General features: G+C 64.6%; 9 protein-coding genes and 1 tRNA gene. 4 read left to right on the top strand and 6 right to left on the bottom strand.

Features of this window, described 5'->3' with window-relative positions:
- Window positions 1-2: 2 nt before the first annotated feature.
- Both V5F68_RS10885 and V5F68_RS10880 read right to left on the bottom strand, forming a co-directional pair.
- Window positions 3-1,295, bottom strand: a complete 1,293-nt coding sequence (locus tag V5F68_RS10885; RefSeq protein WP_394012561.1) for a PAS domain S-box protein — start codon at window positions 1,293-1,295, stop codon at window positions 3-5.
- 121 nt (window positions 1,296-1,416) lie between these two features.
- Window positions 1,417-2,454, bottom strand: coding sequence for a glycosyltransferase family 2 protein (locus V5F68_RS10880; RefSeq protein ID WP_394012560.1), 1,038 nt, complete (start codon window positions 2,452-2,454; stop codon window positions 1,417-1,419).
- A 266-nt stretch (window positions 2,455-2,720) separates the two neighbouring features.
- Here V5F68_RS10880 and gatB point away from each other — a divergent pair, with 266 nt between their 5' ends.
- Complete coding sequence (gene gatB, locus V5F68_RS10875) at window positions 2,721-4,220, top strand: Asp-tRNA(Asn)/Glu-tRNA(Gln) amidotransferase subunit GatB (RefSeq protein WP_394012559.1); 1,500 nt, start codon at window positions 2,721-2,723, stop codon at window positions 4,218-4,220.
- Between the two features lie 42 nt (window positions 4,221-4,262).
- Entirely contained in the window at window positions 4,263-4,727 is a 465-nt protein-coding gene (locus V5F68_RS10870; RefSeq protein ID WP_394012558.1) for a hypothetical protein, read from the top strand.
- 4 nt (window positions 4,728-4,731) lie between these two features.
- On the opposite strand, the gene V5F68_RS10865 is transcribed toward V5F68_RS10870, so the two are convergent.
- Window positions 4,732-5,535, bottom strand: a complete 804-nt coding sequence (locus V5F68_RS10865; RefSeq protein ID WP_394100457.1) for a hypothetical protein — start codon at window positions 5,533-5,535, stop codon at window positions 4,732-4,734.
- Between the two features lie 356 nt (window positions 5,536-5,891).
- Entirely contained in the window at window positions 5,892-6,629 is a 738-nt protein-coding gene (gene lipB / locus V5F68_RS10860) for a lipoyl(octanoyl) transferase LipB (protein WP_394012556.1), read from the bottom strand.
- Window positions 6,630-6,799: 170 nt separating this feature from the next.
- On the opposite strand from lipB, the gene V5F68_RS10855 reads away from it, so the two are divergent.
- Window positions 6,800-6,884: transfer RNA gene (locus tag V5F68_RS10855), tRNA-Leu, on the top strand.
- 202 nt (window positions 6,885-7,086) lie between these two features.
- Here the strand turns inward: V5F68_RS10855 and V5F68_RS10850 are convergent.
- Together V5F68_RS10850 and V5F68_RS10845 are read right to left on the bottom strand one after the other, a co-directional pair.
- The gene (locus tag V5F68_RS10850; protein ID WP_394012555.1) at window positions 7,087-8,505 is read right to left on the bottom strand and encodes a polysaccharide deacetylase family protein; all 1,419 of its coding nucleotides are present in this window, start codon (window positions 8,503-8,505) and stop codon (window positions 7,087-7,089) included.
- Window positions 8,505-9,299 (bottom strand): polysaccharide deacetylase family protein, encoded by a 795-nt coding sequence (locus V5F68_RS10845; RefSeq protein ID WP_394012554.1) that lies wholly within the window; start codon window positions 9,297-9,299, stop codon window positions 8,505-8,507. The genes V5F68_RS10850 and V5F68_RS10845 overlap by 1 nt, the downstream gene beginning before the upstream one ends.
- A gap of 188 nt (window positions 9,300-9,487) precedes the next feature.
- Here V5F68_RS10845 and mgtE point away from each other — a divergent pair, with 188 nt between their 5' ends.
- Complete coding sequence (gene mgtE, locus V5F68_RS10840) at window positions 9,488-10,897, top strand: magnesium transporter (RefSeq protein WP_394012553.1); 1,410 nt, start codon at window positions 9,488-9,490, stop codon at window positions 10,895-10,897.
- Window positions 10,898-10,960 lie beyond the last annotated feature (63 nt).

The following is a 10,960-nucleotide window of genomic DNA, read 5'->3' as shown; positions in this document are numbered from 1 at the left end:
GTTCACTCCGCGGCCTTCTTCAACTCCGCAAGTTCCTTCCGCAGCTTCTTCGTTTCCTCGAAGCGAGCGTTCACGTCGCGGATGGTGGACACCATGCCCTCGACGCGGCCATCGGCATTCTTCAGAAGCACGATGGTGAATTCGATGGAGAAGCGCTGCCCGTCCTTGTGCAGGCCCGGAACGGCGAGCAAATCGCCGGCGCCATAGCGGCTTTCCCCGCTCGCGACCGTCTGGTGGTAGCTCTCCCAATGGCGGGCGCGGAACGGTTCCGGAATGATAATGTCGAGGGATTGGCCCAGCGCTTCCTGCTCGGAAAAGCCGAAGATGCGCTCTGCCCCGGGATTCCACAGGATGATCTGGCCATCCCGATCGCTGGCGACCACCGCGTCGGCATTGCTGTCGATGAGGGCTTGGCCGATATGGTCGGGGGTGAGAGTGCCCGGTGAGAAGGGTTTGGGGTGGGTCATGGGGGCCGCCTTGACGCCGGAGGAAACCGTTGGCTGCACGGGCGGGGTTTGCGAATCCAGCAGCTCTTCTATGGGGCCGAAAAATTCAAAATGAATGCGCGCGTTCGGCACCCCGCGGGCGGCCAGCCCCTGAACGAAATGGCGCATGAAGGGCAGCGGGCCGCAGACGAAATAATCCGCCTGCGCCAATGGGGTATTTTCCACCAGCCAGTCGAGATCGATGAAGCCGGCGCGGTCAAAATCACGCCCCGCCAAATCGGTCTCACGCGGGTGCTCGTAGAAGATCGTCGTCGTGAGATTGGCGCGCTGTCCCGCGAGCGCTTTCACATGGCTTGCGAACGCGTGGGTCGCTCCATTCTGCGTGCCGTGGATGAAATGAGCGGGCGGGCCGGAGGGCTGGGCGGCCAGAGCCTCCAACATGCAAACCATCGGCGTCAGGCCCACACCGCCCGACAGCAGCACCACGGGTCGCGTCTGGTCCGCCGGCAGCACGAAGGTGCCGGATGGTGGCATCAGCTTGACCCGCATCCCCGCATCGGCCGCATCGTGCAGCCATCGCGATGCCTGACCTTGGGCTTCGCGCTTGACGGAGATGCGATAGGTCTCGCCATTGGCATGGCCGGAAATCGTGTAGTTGCGCTTCAAGGACGGACCGTCCTTGGGCTCGATTAGCAACGTCAGATGTTGTCCTGGTTGGTGGCGCGGCACGCCTTTGCCATCCGCAGGCCGGAAGATGAACGAGGTGATGATTTCGCTTTCCGGCACGCGGCTTTCGATAATGAAGTCGCGCCAGCCGGCCCAGGTCTCACCCGTCGTTGCGTCTGGCATGGCGTTTTCGGTCTCCCTGACCTGACTGTGCCGGCGCTCGGCGAACTCGCCTGCCCGGTCTGCTGTTCTGGTTTAATGTATGCCACGGCCCTTGAGCTGGCGAGCCCACGCGAGCGGAATGTCACTTTGCCCGCAGGGATAACCAGCGCTTGAGGAAGGATCGCCGCGTCTTGCGCAGCGCGGCCGCCAGCGCGACGTGGAACGGCGCCTGCGCCTTGGTCACCTGAACCCGAAGGGCATTCAGCTCCGCAGTGCCCGCGCGGGCGCCCTCCACGAGCGCATCGAGGCTCGCCAGCACGCGCCGATAGGGATAGGTGCGGGCAAGATCGAGATAGCGCGGCGACGCCCGGCGCTGCACGAACGGCCGAACCGCAACCGGTCCCTCAAGCTGGGGGATATAAGCGAGCAGAAGCCGGTCCGGCCGCTCCAGCAGAAGCCCGGGCTCCTCCATCAGGGCCCGTGCGCCGTCAATGTGGTGTGAGGCGGTGGAGGCCTTGTAGTCCGGCCGCGCGCGCCAGCGGATATAGCTGACCATGCATTTCGCGACCAATTGATCGTTCGACCGCACGGGGAAATGGGCGAGGTCCGCGGTGGCCAGAAGGGTCATGGGCTGTTCGGCATGCCAGCGGCTGATGATGTGGTTGCCGTCCGAGATCAGCGTTTCGGGGTGGCCGGCAAACGCTCCCGGCACGATCACCTTGTTTGCGCCGCGCGGCAGGTCGAGCACATGGGTCAGGCGCGACAGGGGATTGGGATCGGCGGCATCGTCGTCCGCGTGCGGAAAATAATGCGTCACCGAGAACGCGCCGATGCGCGGCTCCGGCAGGGCATTCAGTTCCGCTTCCAGCGTGGCGCGATCGGTTATGGTTATGAACTCGTCGGCATCGAGGGCGAATATGAAATCCCATGCCTCGTCTTGCATCGCGCGGTGCATGAGGCCCGTGGTGCGGCGGCCCTGGTTGTAGGCGGCGTGGGCGCCGTCTTCGATCCGCACAACCGGCAGGCCCTCGCCTTGCAGAAGATCCAGTATGGCGCGGGTTGCGTCCGTGCTGCCGTCATCGATGATGTACATGCAATCGACGAAATGCAGGTTGTGCCGGACGAAAACCTCAATGATGTCCGCTTCATCGCGCGCGAGAGTGACGGACGCCAGACGCATATTCTTCCCTTCGCGCACGTGAGCCAGTGTGACCGGGCTGCGGCTTAGCACGGGGCGGGGAGGGTGGAAACGTGGCGGATGCCCCCGACCGCCCGCGCGGAGGCGCCAATCTTGCCGCCGGCGCAATGGCGGGTCTCCTCGCACCACATTGTCCGGTCCACCGCGATCGCGTCTGCGCAATGTTCCGAAGGTTGCCAGAGAGCGGGTCGCGGGAGTAGGGACACACATGACCTGCGGCAGACGCCGCCCAGTTGCGAAGGACCACGATGACCGCTCACGTTCGACCCGCCGATGCCAGGAAGCTTATTCGTGGAGCCACGGGCGATTGGGAGGTGGTGATCGGCATGGAAGTGCATGCTCAGGTGGCGTCCAACGCCAAGCTCTTCTCCGGCGCTTCGACCGAATTCGGTGGTCCCCCCAACGATCACGTGTCGCTGGTGGACGCGGCGATGCCGGGCATGCTGCCGGTGATCAACAAGGAATGCGTGGCCCAGGCGGTGCGCACGGGGCTCGGACTGAAGGCGCAGATCAATCTGCGCTCGGTGTTCGACCGGAAGAATTATTTCTATCCCGACCTGCCCCAGGGCTATCAGATCAGCCAGTACAAATATCCCATCGTCGGCGAAGGCGAAGTGATCGTCGATCTGGCGGACGGCGATAGCATCACCGTGGGCATCGAGCGGCTGCATCTGGAGCAGGACGCGGGAAAGTCGATCCACGACCTCTCCCCCTCGCTCTCGTTCGTGGACCTGAACCGCTCTGGCGTCGCGCTGATGGAGATCGTCTCCAGACCGGACCTGCGGTCCTCGGAAGAAGCGCGTGCCTATGTGACCAAGCTGCGGTCCATCCTGCGCTATCTGGGCACCTGCGACGGCGACATGGAGAAGGGCAATCTGCGGGCCGACGTGAACGTCTCCGTGCGTCGCCCCGGCGCGCCGCTCGGCACCCGCTGCGAGATCAAGAACGTCAATTCCATCCGTTTCATCGGCCAGGCGATCGAGGTTGAAGCCCGCCGCCAGATCGAGATTCTCGAGGACGGCGGCGCGATCGACCAGGAGACGCGCCTGTTCGACCCCAATAAGGGCGAGACGCGGTCCATGCGCTCCAAGGAAGAGGCGCACGATTATCGCTATTTCCCTGATCCCGACCTGTTGCCGCTGGTGCTGGAAGAACCCTTCGTGCGTTCGCTCGACGAGGCGCTGCCCGAGTTGCCGGACGAGAAGAAGACCAGGTTTATCGCCGACTATGGGTTGACCCCTTACGATGCCAGCATCCTGGTGGCGGAGAAGGAAACAGCGGACTATTTCGAGGCGGCCGTAAAGGCGGAGGGCGCGACCGCCCGCAATGCCAAGCTCGTTGCCAACTGGATCATGGGCGATCTTTCCGCCTATGCGAACACCGCCGGGCTGGCGGTTTCCAGCGTACATGTCACCCCGGCTCAGATCGCCGGCATCGTCGACCTGATCTCGGACAACACCATCTCCGGCAAGATTGCCAAGGAGGTGCTGGTGATCCTGTTGGAAGAAAAAACCACCCAGCATCCGCGCGAGATCGTCGAGGCCCGCGGCCTGAAACAGGTGACCGACACGGGTGCCATCGAGAAGGTGGTGGATGAGATCATCGCCGCCAACCCGGATAAGGTGGCCCAGGTGATCGCCAAGCCCACGATGCTCGGCTGGTTCGTTGGACAGGCCATGAAGGCGTCGGGCGGCAAGGCCAATCCCCAGGTGTTGAACGAGATCCTCAAGGGCAAGTTGGGTATCTGAGGCGCTCCGCCCTGCGGGGACGCCATATGCAAGGAGCAGGGCATGCGCAGTGCGGGTGTGGCGGCGGTGATGGTGCTCGGGCTGCTGGGGCCGGCACATGCGGCGGACGTGCCGAACATTGTCGGCCTGTGGACGCCCGTCGAGCATGCCGGCTCCAATCTCAGCATCACGCCCATGGACGATATGCGCCTGCGCGTGGATACGCCGCATTTCGCGAACCGCCCCGGCACGGAGGCCTGGAGCGTGCGCATCGACACGCAGAATGACCGCGCCTTCGGTGGCGCGGTGGTCTCCAAGGGCGGCAAGGAACAGGTGCTCCTGGGCACCTTCCGCAGCGATGGCAAGCGCGTTGTCTACGCCACCGATTTCAGCTCCGGCGACGGCGAGGTGAATGCCGACAGCATGGAATTATGCTGGATCGATTCGATACCGAATTACATCGCCACCGCCTGCACGACCTACGTGCGTGCGAAGCCCGCGCAGACGACCGCGCCCGCGGGAAAATAGCCCGTCATTCGGCTGTCGTCTTTGGCTGGACTGCCGGTGTGGCGAGCGCGGGGGAAAAGCCGATCCGCCCGTTCACGGCGTCGAACAGCACCTTGTAGTGGCGAAACACCAAGCCGCCGGAATTGAACCCTTTCACGCCCCCGTGGGGTGGGGCGTAGCGATAGCGGTTGATCCAGGGCCGCCGTCCGCTTTCCACCGTCAGGCTCATGGCACCCGCAACGCTGGTGGTGATGCGATGCCCGGCGGGAATCCGCGTGTGTAGCTCGCTGGGATCGAGATCCGGCGTCTCGAAACTGCCTGACCCCGCACCGGTATCGAACACGGTCGCGAAACACCCGGGCGGCCCGGAATCCACCGTGAAGCAAGTGGGAATGCTCTTGGTGTTCCAAGCCTTCAGTCCCGCCGGCTGTGCACCGTCGGCTGGCGCGAAGGGGCTGGTGGAGAAGCCGGTGCTGTTCTGTGGCGTCAAGCCCACCACCAGATGCGGGGTCACGTTCGGGTCGGCGAAATCATCCGCCACGACGATGAAGCCGTTTGCGAGCGTCCCTCCGAGCTGGGCCAGGGGATTGAAGACCTCGACCGGATTATAGGCGACGCCCATGACTCCCATCTCAGGCGCTTTCCAGCCCGGGCAGTCGGGCATGTCGGTCTTGCACGTCACCTTCTGCACCACCTGAACGGCAATGCGATGTGGCGTCGCCACGGCGGGGGTCGAATCCGGGAATGAAACGACGGCATAGCCGAGGACACCCTCCAGAACATTGCCGCTCGAATAAGAATAGGTAAGGGGAATGTCGGTCAGTTGCACGTCTGGCCCGACGGCATCGGCGCGGATGCGCAGCCCCGTGGATCCAGTATCGAGAAGGACCGCGCCCGGAGCGCCGCCGCCTACCGATACCCGGACGAAATTTGCAAATCCGCTGTTTCCAGGGCGCGGAAGCAGGGCGATGGCTGCGCTTTCAGGCGGTGCGGTTTCACCGGCCCCGGCGGGCAGGGGACCCCAGGCCAGGAGAGAAAGAAGGCTTCCAAACCCGAGTCTCAGGGCAGGCGTCATCCCGTCCCCCATCAAAAGAGGCTGCAGCCGGAGCTTAGCTTATTCCGAAGGTACCGGTGATGTGTCCAGGTGATCCGCAGGACCGGCCGAAGGCCCGCCCAGCGTAAAACTCAAACCGGAGCACTGCCGGCCTTCGTCGCGCCGAATACTTCCTCGAACGCGATCCGCAGCACGCTGTCCACCTCCGGCAGACTTGCAAGGTGGCCGAGATCCTCAAGGCTGGTCACGCCGTGTTCGCGCACGCCACAGGGCACGATGCCGCCGAAATGCGTCAGGTCGGGATTCACATTCAGCGAGATGCCGTGGAAGCTGACCCACTGGCGCACGCGAATGCCGACTGCCGCGATCTTGTCTTCCCGGTCGGGGCGCGCAACCCACACGCCAACCCGGTCCTCGCGCCGCTCCGCGCGGATGTTGAAAGCGGAAAGGGAGGCGATGAGCCAGGTTTCCAGCGCGCTGACATATTGGCGCAGATCGGCGCTGCGTTGCTTGAGGTTCAGCATCACATAGGCGACCCGCTGGCCGGGGCCGTGATAGGTGAACTGGCCGCCGCGCCCGGTCTCGAAGACGGGAAAGCGCGCGTCGATCAGGTCTTCGCCCCGGGCGCTGGTGCCAGCGGTATAGAGCGCAGGATGCTCCAGCAGCCACACCAATTCCGGCGCCGTGCCGGCGGCGATCGCCGCCACCCGCGCCTCCATTGCGGCGATCGCCTGCGGATAGGGCACCAGAGTGTCGCTCACACCCCATTCCACCGGCGCCGCTCCTGCCACGCTTGGCAGGAAATGCGTCGCGAGCGCGGATCGCGCGATGGAAGGGGCGGTCGGCGACGGGGAAGAAAGTGCGGTCATGGCGGCTTCATACGTCTTTGACGGCGCGCGGGACACACGCCATCCACAGGCTACATATAGTTGGCGCATGATCCGCTGTTGAGGCCTTGTGGCGCCGGAGTCGATCTGTTAGACGATGGCCCCCGGCGCCACGCACCTCAGGGTTCGCGGGCGCCGAGCCATCTCTGACTGCGGTCGTGGCGGAATTGGTAGACGCGCTAGCTTGAGGTGCTAGTGGGGAGACCCGTGGAGGTTCGAGTCCTCTCGTCCGCACCAGAAGATGGGGCCGCAAAGGCCGACGCAGAACGGCGCCTTCGGGCGCCGTTGTCGTTTCTGGACCGGCCTGAAGCAGGCCGTGGGGGCGCCCGTGTGCCGCCCAGAACTTTTCCTTGGATGCGGCACAAAAAAGCCGCCCGGCCGGATCGGCGGGCGGCTTCATGGCTGGACGCCTGTGTCCCTTCGGAGCCCGCTGGGGCCCTTACTGCGTGGGTTGCAGGCCCTTCGGAAGCATGTCCGTCAGAATGCGCGGCCAGGACAGGCTGAATGGTTGCTCGGCGGGCGCGGGGCTGGCCTGCACGGCGGCGGGGGCAGGCGCTGGCAAGGGTACACGGGCGGAAGGAATGCCGCCGGTCGCGGCGGCAGTGGTGGTCGAGCGGACAGGGGCGGTCGCCGGCTTCGCCGGGGTGGCCGCTGAAGCGCCGTTCGTCGCCTGGACGCCGACCGGCTGGGCGGTGGTCGATTGTGCCGCGACCGGCTTGGCAGTGGAGGGCTTCGCCGCAGCCGAGCTGGCGCCGGGGACGGTGGCGGCCGCAGGAGCAGGCAGCGCCGCGACTGCATCGGGTCCCTCGCCGTAAATCATGTGAACCACCTTGAAGCCTCGCGCCTTCAGCTCATGCAGCAGGGTTGGCAGCATCACGGCGGTGGACGGCTGGATGTCATGCAGCAGCAGAATGCCGGAGCCGCGTTCCTCCAGGCGATCCAGCGCGCGCTTCAAAACCTCGTCGGGCTTCAGATGCATCCAATCGTCGGCGACAAGGTCCACGCTGAACACGCCGATTCCGTGCTCCTGGGTATAGGCCTCATAGAACTTGGTCCGGCCAAGACCCGGAAAGCGGAAGAACGGGACCGTGTGCGCCCCTATCGGCGCCAGGCCCGCGTTGACCGAGGCAAAACCCTGCTCGATTTCGGCAAGTCCCGCCGGATGCGTCAGCTTGGGAAAGATCAGCGGATGGGTCTGGCTGTGCGTCCCGATCGTGTGGCCGGCCTCGTGAACTTCCTGAAGCACGTGGGGATAAGCGTTCGCCATGCGTCCCACGATGAAGAAGGTGGCCTTCACGCAATTGGCGGCCAGCGTATCCAGCACACGATGGGTCATCGGGGGCAGCGGGCCATCGTCAAAAGTCAGAATCACCTCGCCCTTCTGCAGCGGCACGGTCTGCTTGTACTGAAGGCGGCCGAGGAATGGCGTCTGCTTCGGGTCGATCTTCACGATCCGCGACGTGCCGAGGGCATCCGGATTGCCCGGGCATGCCGCACCGGGCTGTACGGCGGCGGATGTCTCGTACGAGGCCGGGTGCGGCGCGGCGGGCAGCAGCGCTGGCGCCGCCGCCTGAACGGGATTGGATTTTGGTGCCGCTGTCGCGGCAGGCTGGGTCGGAGCGCCCAAAGTGGTGGCAGGTGGCGCGGAGGTCGCGGTCGGGAGGACGGGTGAGTCGGTGGCGGGGAGGGGTTGGTCCCCAGCCGCCTGGGCGGCGCCTGCCAGAGCAACAAAGGCTGCCGCAAGAATAATCGACCGCATTCCTGTAACTCTCGTGACGCCCCACCGGGACGGATCCCAAGGATCGAAGGCTTGACGTATCGTCAGATACGAACCGTCGCCCAAAAATATGGTTAACATCAACGGCCAGATGGCCGCGTCGACGTGGGGACGATGTGAACGACGTGATAACCGCGCTCCGCTAAAGCCTGCAAGAACGCCGGAATCATGGCTGCGGTGTAGGTTTTCGTATCGTGAAATAGAATGATACCGCCCCCGGCCGCGTCGAGACGGCCCAGCACAAGTGCAAGTTCCTGCTCCGGCGTCATTTTATTCCAGTCGCTCGCCCAGAGATCCGCGCCGAAGACAGAAATGCCACGCCGTTCAAGATAATCGAGCAGTTGAGGCGTCGAGGCAAAGCCGGGAAAGCGGAAGAACGGCACGCGGGGCGCCCCACCTGGCACAGCGCTGCCGTAAGCCGCGGTGTCGTCGGCGGCGATGCCCCGTTCGATTTCAGCCACGGCGGCGTCGAACGGCAGATGGGCGAGAGTCGCTTCAGGGTGGGTCATGGAATGGTGGGCGATGGTATGCCCCTCCGCCAGGGCCCGGCGCACCAGCTCCGGCCGCGCGCGGGCATTCTCCCCGATCAGGAAGAAGGTCGCGCGCACGCATTGCGCCTTAAGCGCGTCCAGCACCGCCGCCGTGGTCTTCGGCCAGGGGCCGTCGTCAAACGTGAGCACGACTTCCTTGGGCTTCAGGGCGAGCGTCTGGGGGAAGGATTTCGTCCCCACGCGCACGCCCGCCGGCACCTCCATCACCCGTGATGTACCGAGGGCGGAGGGGCGGCCGGGGCACCCTTGCGCCAATGCCGCAAGTGGCATCAGGAGGGCTGCCGCGACCCCCATGGTCAAGGCCAAGGCGATGCGGATCTTCATGAATCGGATTTTCCGGCTGGAGCGTTTGCGTTCCTGCTCTCGCATGCCTAGAAGCGCACAGGCCGAATCTTGGCGGCACGCCGTGGTTTCCAGGCTCTCAGCGACAGCAAGCGACGAGGGGTTCGTTCAGGTTGGAGGCAACCTAGTCCGAACCTGTGCCGGTTTCTATCCGTGACGTGGGGTGAACGATGCGCGAGGACAGTCCCGCCGCCGCAGACGACCGTCGCCCTGTCTCGGCACGCGACGAGGACGGCGCCATCGCCGACGCATTCCTGGAAGAGGTGCGGCATGCCATCGCCGCCTCGAATGGCGAGCATCTCCGGCATCTTATCCGCGGGCTGCACGAAGCGGACCTCGGCGACATCATCGAAGCCCTCGACCCGGAGCAGCGGCCCCGCTTGATCGAACTGGCGGGCGGCGAATTCGATTTCACCGCGCTGACCGAGCTGGACGAAACCGTGCGCGTCCAGATCCTCCAGGCGCTGCGGCCCTGGACCGTGGCGGAGGGCATCCGCGATCTCGATTCGGACGATGCGGTCTACATCCTGGAAGACCTGGAGGAGGACGAAAAGTCCGCCATTCTCCAGCACATCCCCGCGCCGGAGCGGGTCGCTCTGCAACGGTCCCTCGACTATCCCGAGGAAAGCGCCGGCCGGCGCATGCAGACGGAATTCATCGCCGTCCCGCCGTTCTGGACCGTCGGGCGGACCATCGACCATCTGCGTGACACGGACGATCTTCCCGAGACCTTTTACGAGGTCTTTGTGGTCGATCCCGCCTACCGGCTGATCGGTTCGATCCCGCTCGACCGTCTGCTGCGGACCAAGCGGGCAGTCCTTCTCACAGCGGTGAAGGCGGACCAGCGCCACATCGTGAAGGCATCCGAGGATCAGGAAGACGTCGCTCGCATGTTCGAGCACTACAATCTGGTTTCCGCCCCGGTCGTGGACGATGCCGGGCGCCTCGTGGGCGTCATGACCATCGACGACGTGGTGGACGTGATCCAGGAGGAGGCAGACGAGGACCTGCGCGCCATGGCGGGCGTCGGCAGCGATGAGGAACTGTCCGATACGGTTGCCTATACCGCCCGTGGCCGCTTGCCCTGGCTTGTGGTGAATCTTGGGACTGCATTCCTCGCCGCGTTCATTATCGGCCTGTTTTCGGCGACCATCGAGAAGATGGTCGCCCTTGCGGTGCTCATGCCCATCGTCGCCTCCATGGGCGGGAACGCGGCGAACCAGACCATGACCGTGGCGGTCCGCGCCCTTGCAACCAAGGACATCAGCTCTCACAACGCGCGTCGTGTTGTCCTTCGAGAAGTTTTGGTTGGTTTGGTAAATGGGTCGATCCTTGCCATCCTTCTTGGGGTCATCGCTGCAACCTGGTTTGGGAATTTGCAGCTAGGGGGCGTAATCGCGACCGCATTAGTGGTGAACATGCTTGCGGCGGGACTGTTCGGAATCCTTGTTCCGCTGGCGATCCACAAGCTTAAACTCGACCCCGCGGTCGCCTCCGGCGTATTCGTCACCATGGTAACGGACAGCGTCGGTTTCTTCGCTTTTCTTGGCCTCGCATCTCTGTGGTTTGCTGGTACCTAAGGGAGGATGCCCTTTCGGGGAGCTTGCGCCCGATGCGCGGGCGTACGAGAAAGGTCGGAGGCG

The sequence above is a fragment of the Roseixanthobacter pseudopolyaromaticivorans genome (assembly GCF_043195145.2).
Classification (GTDB): Bacteria; Pseudomonadota; Alphaproteobacteria; order Rhizobiales; family Xanthobacteraceae; genus NCEH01.
The sequence above is the reverse complement of the archived record's forward strand: the minus strand, read 5'-3'. Positions and strand labels throughout refer to the sequence as shown.